The organism is Nonomuraea sp. CA-143628 (assembly GCF_050942315.1).
In the GTDB taxonomy this organism is placed as follows: Bacteria; Actinomycetota; Actinomycetes; order Streptosporangiales; family Streptosporangiaceae; genus Nonomuraea.
In genome coordinates this window covers 11,304,420-11,321,255 of sequence record NZ_CP192072.1, presented here as the reverse complement: position 1 = coordinate 11,321,255, position 16,836 = coordinate 11,304,420, and the positions used below count along the sequence as shown (strand labels likewise).

The window sequence follows — 16,836 nt, the reverse complement described above, 5'->3', positions numbered from 1 at the left end:
GGTCATGGCCGCAGCAGGAATCGGCCTGGTTGACGGGTGATGGTGGGCGTGGTCAGGCTGCGGGCAGTTCTTGGACCAGCCGCGACGTCCACGGGCAGAACACGAGCCCGGGCAGGAACGCGCCGCCCGCCTCGTCCAGATGATCCTCAACATAGGGGAAGGTGGCGTCGCACACTTCGATGGCCGCGTCGAAGAAGTCGATCGTGTCAGGGTTGTAGTGGTAGCTCCAGCGGGGGTTGTACGGGGCGGGCCTCTTCAGGATTCTCCCGATGACGTGGGGCCGGTCATGCGTAGCGCCGCTGATGAGGTCCCGGGCGTGCTGGATCTTGCCGGGGTCGGTGAGCTGGATGACGAAGTGTTCACGGGTGATGTCGGTCACGACGAAGTAGGCCGCGGGCTCGGCCTGCCGTGCCGAGCGGCTCGACGTTGTCGCCGTGGCCGGAGCGGCCGCGGTCAGGACGGCGAGTGCCGCTGCGACGAGCGAGAGGCCGATCCTGCGGACGGTTCCTGTCATGAGACCTCCAGTGTCTGGGGCGGGGACCTGCGACAGTCACTGAAAGTATCTGAATAACTACTCAGAGCAACATTGACGGTATGGCCATACAGGCGTTCGTCCGGGGGCGGCACGCTGAGGTCGTGCGGGGGGAGGAGTGGCACTTTCGGGCCGGTTGTGGTGCGCGCTGCGCGTCACCGTCACGTCGGAGATCTTGGAACTCAGGGCGGTGCACTTTATGCGGGATCACCACACGTCCACGCCCACCCCGATCACGATGGTCTGCAGGGCTCTGAGTGCGATCTGGGTGCGCGAGTTGCCGCCCAGCACGTATTTGAGGGGCCCGCTCAGCCTGGGCAGCAGGTCGAGTACGGCGCTGATGTGGCCGCACTCCGCCGCTTCCCAAGCCACATCCGCGGCCTTTCGCCGCTGGGCCGCGTGGGAGAGTTGCGCGAGTTCCGCGTACCGGGTGGCGAGATCGGTCAACTGGGCGGCGGTCGGGCCGGTGGGTCTGCCCTCGGCCGCGATCCGTTCGGCCACCGGCAGGTCGTCTTCCACCTGACACAGGTTGATCTCGCCCCACAACCGGAGCAAATCCGGCTGCCCATAGACGGTGAGTGCGCGAGCGGTCAACCCGTCTTCGAACCAGCTCTCCCTGTGGGCGAACGGTCTCTCCGGGTCTCTCCGCCCGCTCCGCTCCCCGATCAGCTCGCGCACCAGCTCGGTCTCGCCCCGTCGGAGCAGGCACACCAGCCAGGGCACACCGTCGTTCAACGGCGAGGAGACGCCCTCGTCCAGCACGACGCGGGCTTCCTGTTCCCGGCCGCATTCGGTGAGCGCCCAGATCAGCGGCAGGCGGATGTGCCAGTGCGTCCAGATCGAATCATGGGTGGCGTCGGCGAATTTGCGCGCGGAGGCGAACCACCGTTCGGCGCGTTCCCGCTGTCCCAGGATCGCGTAGGCTCCGGCGATCGCCGCCATGTCCACCCCGGCGCTCACGTTCGCCCCGTTGCTCACGTCCGCGAGGTCGTGAGCCGCGTGAGGGAAGACGGCGGCGGCTTCCGCGTCGTATCCGGCCGCGCCGAGCGCGAGCGCGATCCGCGCGCGGTGTCCGGGACGCCGCTCGTGTTCCGGGATCGCGAGCGCCAGTTCGCGAGCCTCGGCCGCTTCGCCGCGCCGGACGTGGATCATCGCGAGTTGCTGGAGTGTGTCGGCGATCCAGCCGTCTCGGACGTACACGTTCGCACGGGCCAGGTCGACGAGTGTGCCTCGGGCCACCGTGATCAGGTCGGTGACGGTGGCGGTGTCGGGTGGTGGCCACGTACCCATCGTCTCCGCCGTGCTGCCGCGTCCCCGGAACGGCGCGAGCAGCCGCTCGGTCTCCGGTGTGGCCGCCGCCGCACCGGCGTGGGCGGGATCGGGGAAGGTCCGCTGCTCGCCCCAGCGATACGGCCAGGCGAAGCGGCGGCCGATCGACCAGCAGAGCCGGTCGTCGAGATCATCCTGTCGGCCGGGCGGCGCGATGACCGTGCCGTCCTCGAACGCCGCCGCCCAGGTCTCCTCGTCCAGCGCGAACGCCGGGTTGGGCCGGAGCCGGTCACCGAGGTCGCGGCCGGCCAACACCAGCGGGCGGCGGGGGGACGGGGCGTGGTGGAAGGGGTGCTCGACCATGATCGCGCCAGTGCCAGTGCCAGTGCCAGTGCCAGTGCGAGTGCCGGTGCCGGTGCCGGGACGCAGGAAGCGCACCGCGTGCGTACCGATCGCGATCAGTACGTCATCGGCGGGCCATTCCACGCCGAAACCGTCGGCCAGGTTGCCGATGATGCGCAGCCGCTCGGGGCGTTCGCCGAGCGACCAGATCTCGATCCGCCCCTCGGCGGTGACGCACGCGGCCCGCTCTCCGTCCGGCGACCAGGCCCACGACCGGGCGTCCGTGTCGTGCGGGTCGCGGGCGGCGGCGCGCACGTTCAGGTCGTGGCGGTGCTCTCCGGTCGTTCCGTCGATGACGGTGACGGTCCCGCCCGCCGGGTCCACTACCGCCAGCCGGCCGCCCGGCCCCCAGCACAGCACCCCGGCGCCGGGGTGACCGGCGAGCTCCACCCTTGCCCGGCCCGTCAGCGCGTCGGCGATGACCAGCTTCCCGCCACGTGGGTAGGCCAGGAGCCGCTCGTCCAGGCTCCACTCCGGCGAGGCCGCGTCCGGCTCGTCGTCCAGCCGCAGCACCCAGGAGACCTGCCGCTTGTCCACGTCGAGGGAGATCGCCACATTTCGCTGAGCTTGTCCGTAGATCCGGGAGCCGTCGCGCGACCAGAAGGCCCGCACGAGGGCGAATCCGGGCTCCTCGCCCCAGGTTTCCCGGAACTTCTCCGCGCTGAACTCGATCGGCGCGGTTCCCTCCGGATGGGCGTCCGGCGGCCCGGCGACCGAGCCTTCGTGCATCGCCACGATGACATTCCTCAGGAAGCCCGGCCGCCCGCCGTAGACGAAGGCACGCCTGCCTTCGGGGGCGAAGGCCATGCCCGCCGGCCTGCCCGAAGAGCGGAAGAACGCGTCGGCGATCGGCTCGCGGGCGGTGCCGAACGCCTCCCACACGCCGGTCATGTTGGTGTTGTACTCCAGCGCGATCCTGCTGCCGTCCGCCGACCACTGCAGGCCGCGTGCGTGGCCGTCGAAGCCGACACCGCCGGTGATGCCGTCGATCGCGTGCACGCAGTGGCCGGTGGCCACCTCGAAGATCTGCAGGACGCCGCCCCGCTCGTGGTCGTCGACGGCACAGCTCCCGACCGCGAGGTGACGGCCGTCCGGGCTGAGCGCGTGACCGTTCACCGGGCCGCGGTGCACATCGGAGTGGCGCAGCAGCGCGCCCGCTTCACGAAGCCGGGCGGTGGCGAGAAGATGCGCGTCGGTGACGCCGTGAGCGCTCTCCAACGCCTGAAGGGCCGCCCGCAGCGGTACGGTGTCGCGCTCCGGCGAGAACGCGGACCAGTCGGCGTTCTCGAGGATGGCGAGGGCCTCGACGGGGCTCATCCGCTCGTCCGGAACCCCGGTGAACGGCCGCGCGGCGCCGGGCCCACTGAGCACGGCCACCAGCGCGTCCTCATCGTGGATCGGGATGCCGCGCACCGCCGCCGGACCGGCCTTGGCCCCCGACTTCGCCCCGGTGAAGACCAGGTCCGTCTTCGCCGAGACCGATCCGCTCACCTCCGCGCCCAGCGCCTCCAGACCGCGTTTGGCCTCGTCCTTCGACACTTTGCTGAACCGCCCGGCCAGCACGATCTGTCTGCCACGGATGATCATGTCGAGCGACAGTAGCGGAGATGGCCGACACTTCACCCAATATGACCTGAAACTGCGCCGGGCCTCGGGCGGGGAGCCCGCAATCGGCCTCCCCGCCCACCACGTTCGCCCGCCCATGGGGTCCCGCGCACGGCCGCCGTCGCCGGACCTCCCGGCTTAGCCGGGTGTCATGGTCTGGGTGCCGATGGTGGCGAGCAGGGCGAGTTTGGTCTCCGATTCGCTGCCCGGCTGCGCGGTGTAGATCACGATCCGGAGGTCGCCGTGCTGACTGGTGAGGATGTCGCAGTCCAGGTCGATTCTGCCCACCTCGGGGTGGTCGACGCTCTTGGTCGCCTGATGGTGGTCAGAGACCAGGTGGGCGTCCCACAGCGTGCGGAAGGAGTCGCTGAGTTCGCGGAGCTGCTTGACGAACGCCTGCAGCCGCGGGTCGTCGGGGTAGCGGGCGGCGGTCCGCCGGAGGTCGGCGACCATTGAGCGCTCGAAGGCCGTCCACTCGGCGGGTGTCATGACGATCCGGTGCGGTTGGCCGGTGAAGGCGCGCCAGAGCACATGGCGCTCCTCCTCGTCGAGGGCCGACGGGTCGCCCATCAGCGCCGCCCAGGGCCGGTTCCAGAGGATGAGTGTCCACATCGCGTCGTACACGGCGATCGGGTGATCATCGAGCCGGTTCAGCAGCCTGCGTACACTCGCCGGGACCAACTGGCCGATCCGCTCACGGCCGACCGCGTGGCCGGCCAGCACGAAGAGATGGGTCTGCTCGGCGTCGTCCAGTTGCAGCGCCCGCGCCAGCGCGCAGCACACCTGCGCCGAGGGTGTCGAGGCGCGGCCCTGCTCCAGACGCACGATGTAGTCGGCCGACACGCCCGCCAGCATCGCCAGCTCCTCGCGCCGCAGGCCCCGCGTGCGCCGCAGCCCATTGGCGGGCAGGCCCGCCTGCGCGGGGGGCAGCCGCTCGCGCCAGACCCGCAGGATCGTCGCCAGTTCGCCGTTGCCGCTCACCCCGCCATCGTCGCACCACCCGCCCGCTCGTGCCTGGTACGGGTTTTCCCATGAAGCCCACCCGCCCGCTCGTGCCTGGTACAGGCGTTCCCAGGAAGACCCTTCGCTGGTACGAGGTGCGACGGCGGCGTGAGGCTGGAGTCATGACAACGACAGTGATCACCGGAGCGAACAAGGGCCTGGGCTTCGAGACCGCCCGCCAACTCGTCGCAGCGGGCCACACCGTCTACATCGGCGCACGCAACGAGGACAACGCCCGGCGGGCGGCGAAGGAGCTGGGCGCGTTGCCGCTGCTCATCGACGTCACCGACGAGGCGTCGGTCCAGGCGGCCGCGGACCTCGTGGACAAGGAGCAGGGCGCCCTGGACGTCCTGGTCAACAACGCGGGGATCGCCGGTGGCGCGCCTCCGGCGAGCGAGTTCACCGGGGCGGACATGGAGGCCGTTCTGAACACCAATCTCGTGGGCGTCGTCCGGGTGACCCACGCGTTCCTGCCGCTGCTGCGGCGCAGCACGCATGGAGTCGTGGTCAACGTCGGCAGCGGCCTCGGGTCGTTCGCCCGGGTCCACGACCCCGACCGCATCGAGTCCAAGGTGCCCGCCCTGGCCTACACCGCCTCGAAGGCCGCGCTCGCCATGCTGACCGTCCAATACGCGAGGGTCTGCCCCGAACTGCGGGTCAACGTGGTCGACCCCGGCTACACCGCCACCGATCTCAACCACTTCAGCGGGACTCAGACCGTCGAGGAAGGCGCGGCCCCGATCGTACGGGCCGCGCTGCTGGGCGCCGACGGGCCCACCGGGGCGTTCTTCGACCCCGCCGGAGTGGCACCCTGGTAACGCGGCCGCCGCGACCTCATCGGTGTCGGTGACGTGGTGCCCGCAACAGTGGGGAGGCCAGCACGCCGGTGGCTGGATGCCTGCCGCCGGGCAGATCGACGGGGCCAGGGACTACCTCGTACCTGGCAGGCCGGTCGCCGCGATGATCTGCGCGTACCCGGGCGACAACACCCGCATGGGCGGCGAGCGGCTGGCCGGATCACGGACCCTGACCGGCGACGCCGAGGCCATGGCCCGCGACCTCGGCTACCTTCCGGTCAGCACGAAGGAGCGCGAGGTCATATGCACGCTGATGGGCGGCCCGATGACCACCGGAACTTGGCGGCTCGTGCGCCCCGACGACCCCTGCCGGCTACCCGGCGGGCGCCGGGGCCAGGACGAGCGGATGGTGACCGACGAGCCCATCTCCGTCCTGGTGTGCAGACGTGCGACCAGGGCTGGTGAGAGGGATCCGCGGCGTGAGCACGGCAGTCGGACGGCAGGATCGCTGGCGGAAACGCTGAACGCCCTGGATGTTGGGGATAAGGAGATCCTGAATGGGATCAGCTGTAATCCGGACGACTGGTTCGATCTCCTGTTCGGATACACGGAAGGGCCACCTGCCCGGGTCTCGGTCGTGCTGGGCTGTGATCATGGCGTCGACAACGGGTTTCTCAACGCGGCCCTGGACGATGCCCTCCGCGACCAGATCATCCGTCTTGCCCCGCCGGGCTAGCGCTGTTGCGCGAGCCACTCGTCGAAGGTGGTCGGCGCGATGCGGGCGTCCTTGCCGGGCAGGAGCGCGTTGCCGGCCGCCGCCGGGTCGAACACCGCCGACCACGTCGGCACGAGCTTCACCGTACGGCCGCGCGCCTCGTTGGTGCGCCGGGCCATGTCCACCAGGTCCTGCGGGTCGGGCCCGGCGACGTCGACGTAACGTCCCCGCGGCTCGCCCACCGCGATCTCGGCGAGGATGTCGGCCACGTCCGCGGGCGCGATCGGCTGTACGAGCAGCGGCGGGATCGTCGCGACGCCGTCCTGCTCGGTCCAGCTCGTCACCAGCGCGGCGAAGTCGTGGAACTGCGTGGCCGGGACGATCGTCCACGGCACCGCACCCTCGGACACGAGGCGCTCCTGCTCCCGCTTGCCGGCGTAGTGGGCGTTGCCCTCGATGTCATGGATCCCGACGATCGAGAGCAGCACATGGTGACGGACGCCGGCTCGTTCCTCGGCGGCGAGCAGGTTTCGCGTGGCGGTGCCGAAGTAGGCCACCGTCTCGGCCTGGTCGGTCGCCGGTCCGTTGGTGGCGTCGATGACCGCCTCGACCCCGGCCAGCGCGTCGTCGAGACCGTCACCGGTCAACAGGTCGACGCCCAGCGAGCGGCTGATCCGCACGACCTCGTGCCCGCCGCGTTCGAGGGCGGCGACGGTGAGGGCGCCGATGTTTCCGGTCGCACCGGCGATCGCGATCCGCATGATGATCTCTCCTTCTGTGGCTGACGTGCGAAACGGTATCGCGCTGCCTGCCGAGGACGGCGTGGACACAGTCCCGGCCGGCGAAAACCAGGTGCGGTGAGCGGTGGCCCAGGCGTAGAAACGGCCTCATGGATGAGCAGCCCCTGCCGGGTGGCAGGCATGTCGGCGGCGTACGCATCGGCGATACCGTCCATCGGCCCGCCAACCCCTGGACGCGCACCGTCCACACCGTGCTGGCTCATCTGGAGGCGGCCGGGTTCGAGGGGGCGCCGCGGGTCCTCGGGTTCGACGAGCGAGGGCGCGAGGTGCTGACCTATCTCCAGGGCGACACGATCGGGGAGCAGGTTCCCTGGCCCGCGTGGCCCTGGTCGGACAGCGCGCTCAAGCAGGTCGGGGCCTGGATGCGGCGGCTGCACGACGCCACGGCGACGTTCGTGCCCGAGCCGGACGCCGTCTGGTTCACCGGGCGTCCCTGGCGGCCGGGACTGGTCATCGGGCACCACGACGCCTCTCCCTACAACGCGGTGTGGCAGGAGGACGACCTGGTCGGGTTCGTCGACTGGGACACCGCCGGGCCGTCCTCGCGGGAGCGCGATCTGGCCTACAGCGCGTTGACGTGGGTTCCGCTGCACGCTCGGCGGGTCGTCACGGAGCAGGGGTTCACGGCGTTCGAGGATCGCTCCCGGCGGCTGCATCTGCTGCTCGACGCCTACGGCTACGAGGGCGACCGTACGGCGTTCCGCTCCGAGGTGGTCGACCGGGCGCGGATGAACGCCGAGGTCATCCGCCGGCTCGCCGAGGGCGGTGAGCCGGTCTACCAGGCGCTGCTGCCGTTCGCCGCGAACCTCGAACAGGCCGTGGTCGAGATCGAGGCGCTGCCGGAGGCCTTCTGGGAGCGCGGCTGAGGGGCCGCTCGCCGGGGTGCGTGACCCTTTTGTGAGCTCGCGGGCGTGACATCTCCGGAAAATGGGGGATAATGAAAGCGAAGTCCAGCAGAGGGCTTCGTCTCGTGTTATCGAGGCGTGTCTCTGTCTGGGCTTTTGTCTTTGGACGGGACCGCCTGCAGTAGATATGAGGAGCAGGAATGACCGTCCAGCAGGCTCACGCTCAGCCTCAGGCACTCGTGCTCAGCGAGATGACCGCCGAACAACTCCTGGTCGAAATGGTCAAGCCGGAGACCTCCGAGCTCGACAAGGTACGGATCCGCGAGCGTCTCGTGGCGATGCACGAGTGGCTGGCCAACGACATCACCCGCCGCTACCGCTACCGCGGCGAACCCATCGAAGACCTGCGCCAGGCCGCCTACGTCGGCCTCATGAAGGCCATCAACGGCTTCGACGCCGAGCTCGGCCACGACTTCAGGGGCTACGCCGTGGTCACCATGACCGGCGAGGTCAAGCGCCACTTCCGGGACCGTACCTGGGCCATCCGGGTGCCGCGCGTCTACCAGGAGCGCCGCTCCGAGCTCAACAAGCTCGTCTCCGACCTCAGCCAGACCCTCGGGCGCGCCCCCACGGTCGCCGAACTGGCCGAGAAGATGAAGATCTCCCAGGAGGACGTGCTGCTCACGATGGACGCCTCGGCGGCCTACAGCACGCTCTCGCTCGACGCCCCGACGGGTGTCGACGACGACTCCGCCTCCCTCGGCGACGTCATCCCCGAACACGACGAATCGCTCGACTCCCTGGTAGACAAGCACGCCGTCAAGCCGCTCATCGACGCGCTGCCCGTACGGGAGAAGAAGATCCTGTTGCTGCGCTTCTACGGCAACATGACGCAGGCCGAGATCGCCGCGGAGTTCGGGATCTCGCAGATGCACGTCTCGCGCATCCTGCGCAAGGTCCTCGACGACCTGCGGAAGGGCCTGTCGGACTGAGGCCCGAGTTCACACCGCTTCGGCCGGCGCCACGCCGGCCGGGGCGGTGGCGTCAGGATTTGCGGCCGACCGCACCGTATTGCGACACTTCCTGGCCGCGATATTGGGTGGTGGGCTCGGGACGCCACTTCGGCAGCGACACCATGCCCGGCTCGACCAGTTCCATCCCCTTGTAGAACTCCATGAGCTGATCGATGGTACGGATCGTGATGGGCGTGGCGCCGCTGTCGTTCCAGATGGCCGCGGCGCGGTCCATGGCCGGGCTGCTCACGCTGGAGGCGACGGTCAGATAGCTGCCCGAGGGGAGCGCTCGCATCAGCTCGGCGACGACCGCGTACGCCTGCTCGTCGTCCGGTACGAACTCCACCACGCCCAGCAGCATCAGCCCGACCGGCTGGGTGAAGTCCAGCGCCTTGGCGGCGTGCTCCAGGATCGTCTCCGGGTCGCGCAGGTCGGCGTCGACGTACGTGGTCAGGCCCTCGTCGGTGCCGCGCAGCAGTGCGCGGGCGTGGGCCAGGACGATCGGGTCGTTGTCGACGTACACGATGCGCGCCTCGGGCGCGGCGGCCTGGGCCACCTCGTGGGTGTTGTCGGCCGACGGGATGCCGGTGCCGATGTCGAGGAACTGGCGCACCCCCTCCTCCACGACCAGGTGCCGCACCACGCGGGCCAGGAACTCCCGCTCGGCGCGGGCGATGACGGCCAGCTCCGGCATGACCTCGAGGATCTGCTCGCCCGTCTCGCGGTCGGCGGCGTAATGGTCCTTGCCACCCAGCCAGTAGTCGAAGACGCGAGCCGGATGGGCCACCGAGGTGTCTATGCGGCTGAGCTGTTCCATGACGTCGTCGTTCGCGTCCTCGGTCATCAGGGGTCCCCAGGTCGTCGCGGTAAAAGGAGGGCTTATCTCGGCTCAGCCTAGAGGTCATTTCACCGGCAAATCGCAGGAATCACGACATGTGATCATTTGAATACTTGACACGGATCAAAGGGCGCCAGGAAACTCTCCTGCACTACCGGACAGATTGTTCGGTAAACGTTTACAGGGAGCAACCGATGCCCTTATCTCGATGGAGCGGTGTCGGTGCGCTCATAGCCCTCGCCCTCGTCGTCCTGCTGGCCGTACCGGGAGAGGCACGCGTGCGGGCCGGCCGGACCGGGACGATCACCGCGGCCGCCGCGCCCTCGGCGGCGCTGGGGGAGAACATCGCCTACAACCTCTACCTGCCGTACGGCTACGCCAAGAGCGCCGATCGCTACCCGGTGCTGTACCTGCTGCACGGCCGCGGCGACACGATGCAGGCGTGGACGCGGGTCAAGGACACGCTCGACGCGATGATCCGGACCCGGCGGATACCGCCGCTCATCGCCGTCATGCCCGACGCGCCGTGGAGCGAGCGCGGGAGCTGGTACGTGGACTCCCGCTACACCGGCTCCGACCTGCCAGGACGGCCGGTCGAGACGGCGCTGACCCGCGACCTGGTCGCCCACGTGGACGCGACGTACCGCACGGCGCCGATCCGCCAGGCCCGCATGGTCGGCGGCTACTCCATGGGCGGCTCGGGCGCGCTGCGCTTCGCGCTGGCCCACCAGGACCTGTTCGGCAGCGCCATCGTGCTCAGCCCGGCCGTCTACACGCCGCTGCCGCCGGGCGACTCCTCCACGCGTGACTACGGCGCCTACGGACAGGGCGGCGAGAAGTTCGCCGACGCGGTGTACCGGGAGCTGAACTACCCCGCCCTGCTCCCCAAGCTCGACCAGGACCTGCCCGTACGGCTGTTCGTGGCCGTCGGCGACGACGAGTACGCCAACCCCGACCCCGCCGACGCCCAGCACGACCTCGACTTCGAGTCCGCCGCGCTCTACAACGCGGCCCGGCGCTCGCCCGCGGTCTCGGCGCAGCTGCGCGTGCTCGACGGCGGCCACGACTGGACCGTCTGGGCGCCCGCGTTCGAGCAGGCGATGGCCGAGCTCGTCCCGGGGCTGAGCGTCACGCCGCCGGCCGGGCTGCCCGCCCCGCTGTACGGCACGGCCGCCCAGGACTGGGCCGGTGGCGTCGCGGCCCATGCCGACGGCTCGCTGACCACCGGGTTCGCGGCGAGCGGGCCCGTCGGCGGCCAGCCGTACGCCGGACGTCTTGACGCGGTCCTGGTCCGTGGCGGAGCGGACGGCTGGACCAGGCAGCTCGGCACCGCCGCCGACGAGCGGTTGTACGGCGTCGCGCCGCTGCCCGACGGCGGCGTGCTAGCGGCCGGTTACACCAAGGGCGACCTGGACGGTCACCACGCGGGCAACGCCACGGACGACGCGTTCGTGGTCCGGCTCGACGCGAAGGGCGCGGTCCGCTGGCTCACCCAGTTCGGCGCGCCCGGCGTGGCCGACCGCCTCTACGGCCTGGCCGCCGCCCCTGACGGCGGCGCCTACGTGGCCGGCTACACCAAGGGTGCGCTCGACGGGGCCAACAGCGGTGACAAGGACGCGCTGGTCGCCCGCCTGTCCGCCGACGGCGCGCTCTCCTGGGTCCGGCAGTACGGCGGGGTGGGCGAGGACAAGGCGTACGGCGTGGCCTCGGACGGGACGAACCTGTACGTGACGGGCAGCGCGACCTCGGCTCTACCGGGCACGACCGCGCTCGGCGGCCTCGACGGCTGGCTCGCCGCCTACGACCCGAACGGGGCCCGGAAGTGGGCCACCACAGTGGGCGGCACCGGCGACGACCGGCTGAACGCGGTGGCCGTCACCATGGCGGGCCTCGCGGTCGCCACCGGGGGTGTCGGCGGTGACCTGGTCGCGGCGGCGTACACGGGCGCGGGCAAGCAGCGCTGGCAGGCCACCGTCGCCACCCCGGCCGCCGACGAGGGCGCCGCCGTGGTGCCACTGCCCGGAGGCGCGGTCGCGCTGGCCGGATACACGCGGGGCCGGGTGGGTGTGGTGGCGGGCGCGGCCGACGTCCTGACGGTCCGGCTCGACGGCAAGGGAAAGCAGCAGGCCGCCGCCCAGCTCGGCACCGCCCGTGACGACGGCGTCGACCCGTTCTCCGAGGTCAACCTGTACGCCGCCGCCACCCCGTCGGGCCAGGTGGCCGTCTCCGGCCTGACCTACGGCACACCGACCGGCGGCCAGGCACTGGGCAACGGCGACGTCTTCACCACCACGATCGACCCGTCCACCGGCCTGCCCGCCACCAAGGGGTGACGCGATCGGCGCGGCTTGAAGGGCCCGCGCCGACGAGGTCAGCCCGGGGTGAGGAGGCCCGCGTCGACAATGGCCCGGCCGAAGGGGCGGGCCAGCTCGGCGAGCCGTTCGCAGCCCTCCTCGCCCAGCGCCGAGTAGGCGGGCAGGGCCAGCGCGTCGGTGCGGGCCTCGATGTGCTGGCGCAGCGTCTTGCCCTCGGCGCTGAGCGTGTGGCCGTCGAGGAGCCCGCGTTCGCGCAGGCGCTCCCCGGCGGCCGCCCACTCCGGCTCCGGCCAGGCCCGGCTCAGCTTGAGGAAGTCCACCGGGACCTCCCCGCTGGCGGCGTGCAGCACGAGCGCGTCCAGCGGCCCGACACCCTCGGTGACCAGCGTGCTGATGTGCCCGTCGCCACGGAACTCGCGCAGCAGCGTCTGCGCGTGCCACAGCTGGAGCAGCGGGTCGTCCGGCCAGGCCAGCGCGGCGTGCGCGGCGAAGAGCGGGCGGCCCTGCGGATGCTCGCAGGCGGCCTCGGCGGCGCGGCGGGCCAGCGCGAGGACCGTGTCCAGCTCGGGCTGCTCGTGGATGCCCGCCCGGCGCAGTGCCTCGTCGGCCGCCTCGTACCGCGCGGCCAGCACCTGCTCGGGCGTCGCCAGGTCCCAGGCGGCAGGCAGCGCCTCCCGTACGAGGTCGGGGTGGAAGTTGTAGAAGGTCGCGATGACCAGCTCGGCGGAGGCGCGGCCGAGCGCCGCCCCGCGCGAGGCGAAGTAGCCGGAGCGGCCGTTCAGCCCCAGCGCGGCGTACCGCTTCCGGCCCTCGGAGACGAAGTAGATCATGCCGTGCACCGGCTCCAGCCGCCGCCAAGCCTGTCGTGCCGCCTTCATGTCAGCGTCCCCCTTCATGACAGTGAGTCCACGAATCGCGCCATCCCGGCCAGCCACCGGTCGGGATCGTCGGCTTTGCGGCGGGCGAAGTCGGCCACCTCGGGGTGCGGGAAGATGTGGAAGCGCTCCGCCGCCAGCCCCTCGACCACCGTCCCGGCCACGTCGGCCGGGTCGAGGATCGCCCCGGACGCGCCGACCGCGCGGGCCGTCAGGTGATCCTCCGCGACGCCGCGCTCCAGCATGGCGGTCCGTACGCCCTGCGGGCACAGCACGCTGACCTTGACACCCTTGGTCGCGTAGTGGATCGAGACCCACTCGGCGAAGGAGATGGCCGCCGCCTTGGTCACCGCGTAGGGGGCGTCGCCGGGGCAGCTGATCAGTCCGGCCGCCGAGCAGGTGTTGAGCAGGTAGCCGCCGCCGCGCTCGACCATGCCGGGTACGACCGCCCGCGCGGCGTACACGTGGGCCCGCAGGTTGACCGACCACAGGCTGTCCCACTCCTGGTCGGTGGCGTCCAGTCCGTGCCCGGCGATGACGCCCGCGTTGGAGCAGAACAGATCGGGCGGGCCGAAGGGCGTCTCCGCCAGCGCGGCCACCTCGGCCTCCACCGACACGTCGGTCCCTGCGGCCAGGGCCCGGTCGCCGATCTCCTTGGCCACCGCGCCCGCGCCCGCCTCGTCGAGGTCGGCGACCACCACCCCGGCCGCCCCCTCGGCGGCGAACCTGAGCGCCATGGCCCGGCCGATCCCGCTCGCCGCCCCCGTGACGACGACGACCTTGTCCCGCACCCGCATGAAGCCACCTTCCTAACCGACCGCCCGGTATCCAGAACGTAGTTCTACTACCGGTGGCGAGTCAACGTCTCGATGGCGCGCTTGAGGACCTTGCCGGTGGGGCTCATGGGCAGCTCGTCGGCGAACGTGACGTGCCGGGGGTACTTGTAGGCCGCCACCCGCTCCCTGACGAAGGCCCGCAGCTCGTCGGCCTCGACCGGCGCGCGCAGCGTCACCACGGCCGCGATCTCCTCCCCGAGCTCCGGGTGGGGGACCCCGATGACCGCCGCCTGCCGTACGGCGGGATGCTCGTACAGGACCTCCTCCACCTCGCGCGGGTAGACGGTGTAGCCGCCCCGGATGATCACGTCGCGGCGGCGGTCGACCAGGAAGAAGAACCCGTCCTCGTCGACCCGGCCGAGGTCGCCGGTGTGGAACCAGCCGTCGCGGATCGCCTCCGCCGTGGCGGCGGGATTGTTCCAGTAGCCCTTCATCACGTTGGGTCCCCGGACGACGATCTCGCCGATGTGGCCCGTGGGCACCTCGCCGCCGTCCTCGTCGACCACCTTCATCTGAACGTCCTTGATCGGGCGGCCGATCGACCCCGGCCGGGTGCCGTTGCGGCCCCGGTTGGACGAGGCGACGGGCGAGGTCTCGCTGAGCCCGTACCCCTCCATGATCGAGCAGCCGAACCGCGTCTGAAAGGCCCGCAGCACGTCGAGCGGGAGCGCCGCCCCGCCGGAGACCAGGATGCGCAGCAGCGACAAATCGGAGGCGCCCGGATGGTCGAGCAGCGCGATGTACATGGTCGGCACGCCCTGGAAGACCGTGACGCCGTCCCGCCGGATGACCTCCAGCGCCCGGCCCGCCTCGAAGCGCCGCAGCAGCGTGAGGCGCGCCCCGGCCTGGACGGTGGCGTTGAGCGAGCAGGTCTGCCCGAAGGAGTGGTAGAGCGGCAGCGCCCCGAGCACGACGTCGTCCACCCCGAGCGCGTGCATGCGGGCGACGGCCGCGGCGTTGCCGCCGAGGTTGCCGTGGGTCAGTTCGACGCCCTTGGCCCGGCCGGTCGTGCCGGAGGTGTAGTGGATGACCGCCGTCTCGCCGTCCGCGCGCGGGGTGACGTCGTGCTCGGCCGCCAGGCCGCGCAGCAGCCGCTGGAACTCGCCCGGTACGACGAAGAAGCAGTCGGTCAGGGTGCCGGCGGTGCCCGCTTCGGCGGTCTCCGCGAAGGCGTGCCAGGCGATCAGCAGGCAGGCCCCGCAGTCTCCGACGTACGCGGCGATCTCCCGTTTGCGCAGCAGCGGATCCAGCGGGACGATGACCGCCCCGATCCGCAGCACCCCGTAATAGACGACGGCGAACTCCGGGACGTTCGGCAGCATGACCGCCACCCGATCGCCCGCGCCGATCCCGCGCAGTCGCAGCAGTGCGGCGACGCGGGCGCTCATCAGGTCGAGCGCGCCATAGGTGAGCGCCTCGTCGTCGAGCGTGACAACCGTCCTCCCGCCGAGCCGATCGGCGACGGTGTGGAGCCGGTCAGCGAGATTCATGGAACGACCGTACGTCCCCGCTCCCACGTCGCTCATCGGTCACGGTGGCCAGTCTTTGCCGCCCGAGGTTGGTGTTGGGCGGTAGAGAGTCGTGGAGGGCGATCGCCACGAGCAGGTCGAGCAGGTCGCTGATCCGGCGCAGGCTGCGACCGGTGCGCTCCTGGATGCGGCGCAGCCGGTATTGAGCGGTGTTGGGGTGGATCTGCAGCCGCTCGGCCGAGGCGCGCAGGTTGAGGTCGGCGGCGGCGAAGGCGCGGATCGTGGCGGTGAGCACGCCGCCGCGCGCCCGGTCCTCGGACAGGAGCGCGGTGATCCGCGGATCAACCAGGTGGCGGGCGGTGTCGTCGGCCCTCAGCGCCAGATACTGGAACGGCGAGAGCCGGGGGAGCGCGGCCACGCCGCCGTCCTCCGGCAGGAACTCCAGCACGGTACGGGCCTCGTCATACGCCTGCGGGATCCCGGCCGTCCCGGCGGCGACCGTGCTGACGCCCATCGCCAGCACTATCCCCTCGCCCATGAGACTCTCGCGCACGGCCTGCAGCCGCTCGCACAGCTCCTCCGGGTCGCCGCCGGGGCCGAGCGCCGGGATGGCGACGATCTCCGACTGCCGGACGACCGACAGCGTCCGCGTGCCGTTCGCCCCGGCCCTGGAGATGGCCGCGCAGGCCGCGTGCCGCGCGTCCACGCCGCGGTCGGGGCCCGTGGTGACGCCGGTCGCGAGCGCGCGCGGCCCGAGCAGGACCGCGATCACCACGACCAGGGGCGTGCGGGTCTCGGACCCCAGGCCGTACGCCTGGGCCGCGGCCAGTTGCCCGCCGCGCGTGGGCGCGCCGCCGGCCAGCAGGGTCTCCAGCAGGTCCCTGCTCTCGTGTACGGCCTCCGCCGCGGCGTAGTGCTGGAACTCCATGTACGCGTTGGCCGCGTGCGTACTGGCGAAGTCGCAGTAACGCATGATCGGAGCCGCCAGGGAGAGCGCGGCCTCGTGGCCGGCGGCCGAGTGGCCGGCCCGCTCCAGCACCGACCCCCAGAAGACCCGCTGGCCGACGCGGAAGGCGTTGATGTAGTCGTTCAGGGCGAGCCCGGCCCTGGCCCGCCGCATGGCGGCCCGGCGCGCGAAGGCGATGTCGTCGAGCGTGACCGTGCGGTCTTCGAGCAGCACGGCCAGCGTGCTGCGGTAGTGGCGGACCACCTGGTCGCGTACGTCGGCGAGGAAGTTCTCATCCTGAGCCGCGTAGGCGGGGATCTCGGCCCGCATCGTCTGAACGGCCGTGTCGGCGAGGTCGGCTAGATGATCGAGGAGCTCGGAGAGGATGCGCGTGCGCTGGACGCGGACCGTCGCCGAACCGGTGAGCGTTTCCGTGCTGAAACCACCGGACATGCCGGGATGATCCATGCACTTTGCCAGGCGGTCAACAGGTCGTAACCGGTCCGAGACAGACCCTGTGCCCGGCGGACAACAGCCGAGGCGCATCTTGGGTGACCGTGCCCAATGTGGTGCCGGA

The 16,836-nt window shown here is 71.2% G+C and carries 14 protein-coding genes; 5 read left to right on the top strand and 9 right to left on the bottom strand.

Translation table 11 applies throughout. The features are described 5' to 3' along the window. Positions 1-52: 52 nt before the first annotated feature. The 3 genes from ACQP2T_RS51140 to ACQP2T_RS51130 form a co-directional block, all read right to left on the bottom strand. A complete protein-coding gene (locus tag ACQP2T_RS51140; protein WP_433512049.1) occupies positions 53-514 on the bottom strand; it encodes a calmodulin-binding protein in 462 nt (153 codons plus the stop codon). A 225-nt stretch (positions 515-739) separates the two neighbouring features. Then, a complete protein-coding gene (locus tag ACQP2T_RS51135) occupies positions 740-3,790 on the bottom strand; it encodes a BRCT domain-containing protein (protein ID WP_433512048.1) in 3,051 nt (1,016 codons plus the stop codon). Between the two features lie 156 nt (positions 3,791-3,946). Then, a complete protein-coding gene (locus ACQP2T_RS51130; protein WP_433512047.1) occupies positions 3,947-4,789 on the bottom strand; it encodes a helix-turn-helix transcriptional regulator in 843 nt (280 codons plus the stop codon). A 143-nt stretch (positions 4,790-4,932) separates the two neighbouring features. On the opposite strand from ACQP2T_RS51130, the gene ACQP2T_RS51125 reads away from it, so the two are divergent. Beyond that, on the top strand, positions 4,933-5,628 hold the full coding sequence (locus ACQP2T_RS51125; RefSeq protein ID WP_433512046.1) for an SDR family NAD(P)-dependent oxidoreductase: 696 nt from the start codon (positions 4,933-4,935) through the stop codon (positions 5,626-5,628). 76 nt (positions 5,629-5,704) lie between these two features. Next, entirely contained in the window at positions 5,705-6,343 is a 639-nt protein-coding gene (locus tag ACQP2T_RS51120) for a hypothetical protein (protein ID WP_433512045.1), read from the top strand. On the opposite strand, the gene ACQP2T_RS51115 is transcribed toward ACQP2T_RS51120, so the two are convergent. Then, on the bottom strand, positions 6,340-7,083 hold the full coding sequence (locus tag ACQP2T_RS51115) for an SDR family oxidoreductase (RefSeq protein ID WP_433512044.1): 744 nt from the start codon (positions 7,081-7,083) through the stop codon (positions 6,340-6,342). The genes ACQP2T_RS51120 and ACQP2T_RS51115 overlap by 4 nt on opposite strands. 128 nt (positions 7,084-7,211) lie before the next feature. Between ACQP2T_RS51115 and ACQP2T_RS51110 the strand changes: the two genes are divergently transcribed. Both ACQP2T_RS51110 and ACQP2T_RS51105 read left to right on the top strand, forming a co-directional pair. Beyond that, the gene (locus tag ACQP2T_RS51110) at positions 7,212-7,988 is read left to right on the top strand and encodes a phosphotransferase (RefSeq protein WP_433512043.1); all 777 of its coding nucleotides are present in this window, start codon (positions 7,212-7,214) and stop codon (positions 7,986-7,988) included. A 179-nt stretch (positions 7,989-8,167) separates the two neighbouring features. Further along, positions 8,168-8,959: a SigB/SigF/SigG family RNA polymerase sigma factor gene (locus ACQP2T_RS51105; RefSeq protein WP_358536262.1), complete on the top strand. Its 792-nt coding sequence runs from the start codon at positions 8,168-8,170 to the stop codon at positions 8,957-8,959. A gap of 52 nt (positions 8,960-9,011) precedes the next feature. On the opposite strand, the gene ACQP2T_RS51100 is transcribed toward ACQP2T_RS51105, so the two are convergent. Further along, positions 9,012-9,824, bottom strand: a complete 813-nt coding sequence (locus ACQP2T_RS51100) for an SAM-dependent methyltransferase (RefSeq protein ID WP_433512042.1) — start codon at positions 9,822-9,824, stop codon at positions 9,012-9,014. Positions 9,825-10,012: 188 nt separating this feature from the next. Between ACQP2T_RS51100 and ACQP2T_RS51095 the strand changes: the two genes are divergently transcribed. Continuing rightward, positions 10,013-12,151 carry an alpha/beta hydrolase-fold protein gene (locus ACQP2T_RS51095; RefSeq protein WP_433512041.1) on the top strand — a complete coding sequence of 713 codons (2,139 nt, stop codon included), beginning with the start codon at positions 10,013-10,015 and terminating at the stop codon, positions 12,149-12,151. A 38-nt stretch (positions 12,152-12,189) separates the two neighbouring features. On the opposite strand, the gene ACQP2T_RS51090 is transcribed toward ACQP2T_RS51095, so the two are convergent. The 4 genes from ACQP2T_RS51090 to ACQP2T_RS51075 are packed head-to-tail and all read right to left on the bottom strand — an operon-like array spanning position 12,190 to position 16,712. Beyond that, positions 12,190-13,029, bottom strand: coding sequence for an SCO6745 family protein (locus tag ACQP2T_RS51090; RefSeq protein ID WP_433512040.1), 840 nt, complete (start codon positions 13,027-13,029; stop codon positions 12,190-12,192). Beyond that, positions 13,026-13,805, bottom strand: a complete 780-nt coding sequence (locus tag ACQP2T_RS51085) for an SDR family oxidoreductase (protein ID WP_433512039.1) — start codon at positions 13,803-13,805, stop codon at positions 13,026-13,028. Before ACQP2T_RS51085 ends, ACQP2T_RS51090 begins: the two co-directional genes overlap by 4 nt. 47 nt (positions 13,806-13,852) lie before the next feature. Beyond that, positions 13,853-15,334 carry a long-chain-fatty-acid--CoA ligase gene (locus ACQP2T_RS51080; RefSeq protein WP_433512038.1) on the bottom strand — a complete coding sequence of 494 codons (1,482 nt, stop codon included), beginning with the start codon at positions 15,332-15,334 and terminating at the stop codon, positions 13,853-13,855. Then, positions 15,321-16,712, bottom strand: coding sequence for a PucR family transcriptional regulator (locus ACQP2T_RS51075; RefSeq protein WP_433512037.1), 1,392 nt, complete (start codon positions 16,710-16,712; stop codon positions 15,321-15,323). Before ACQP2T_RS51075 ends, ACQP2T_RS51080 begins: the two co-directional genes overlap by 14 nt. Between the last annotated feature and the right edge of the window lie 124 nt (positions 16,713-16,836).

Bases quoted from the DNA above. Each gene is read 5' to 3' on its own strand.
- ACQP2T_RS51140 (WP_433512049.1), bottom strand. From the start codon at position 514: ATGACAGGAACCGTCCGCAGGATCGGCCTCTCGCTCGTCGCAGCGGCA.
- ACQP2T_RS51135 (WP_433512048.1), bottom strand. From the start codon at position 3,790: ATGATCATCCGTGGCAGACAGATCGTGCTGGCCGGGCGGTTCAGCAAA.
- ACQP2T_RS51125 (WP_433512046.1), top strand. From the start codon at position 4,933: ATGACAACGACAGTGATCACCGGAGCGAACAAGGGCCTGGGCTTCGAG.
- ACQP2T_RS51120 (WP_433512045.1), top strand. From the start codon at position 5,705: ATGCCTGCCGCCGGGCAGATCGACGGGGCCAGGGACTACCTCGTACCT.
- ACQP2T_RS51115 (WP_433512044.1), bottom strand. From the start codon at position 7,083: ATGCGGATCGCGATCGCCGGTGCGACCGGAAACATCGGCGCCCTCACC.
- ACQP2T_RS51110 (WP_433512043.1), top strand. From the start codon at position 7,212: ATGGATGAGCAGCCCCTGCCGGGTGGCAGGCATGTCGGCGGCGTACGC.
- ACQP2T_RS51105 (WP_358536262.1), top strand. From the start codon at position 8,168: ATGACCGTCCAGCAGGCTCACGCTCAGCCTCAGGCACTCGTGCTCAGC.
- ACQP2T_RS51100 (WP_433512042.1), bottom strand. From the start codon at position 9,824: ATGACCGAGGACGCGAACGACGACGTCATGGAACAGCTCAGCCGCATA.
- ACQP2T_RS51095 (WP_433512041.1), top strand. From the start codon at position 10,013: ATGCCCTTATCTCGATGGAGCGGTGTCGGTGCGCTCATAGCCCTCGCC.
- ACQP2T_RS51090 (WP_433512040.1), bottom strand. From the start codon at position 13,029: ATGAAGGGGGACGCTGACATGAAGGCGGCACGACAGGCTTGGCGGCGG.
- ACQP2T_RS51085 (WP_433512039.1), bottom strand. From the start codon at position 13,805: ATGCGGGTGCGGGACAAGGTCGTCGTCGTCACGGGGGCGGCGAGCGGG.
- ACQP2T_RS51080 (WP_433512038.1), bottom strand. From the start codon at position 15,334: ATGAATCTCGCTGACCGGCTCCACACCGTCGCCGATCGGCTCGGCGGG.
- ACQP2T_RS51075 (WP_433512037.1), bottom strand. From the start codon at position 16,712: ATGTCCGGTGGTTTCAGCACGGAAACGCTCACCGGTTCGGCGACGGTC.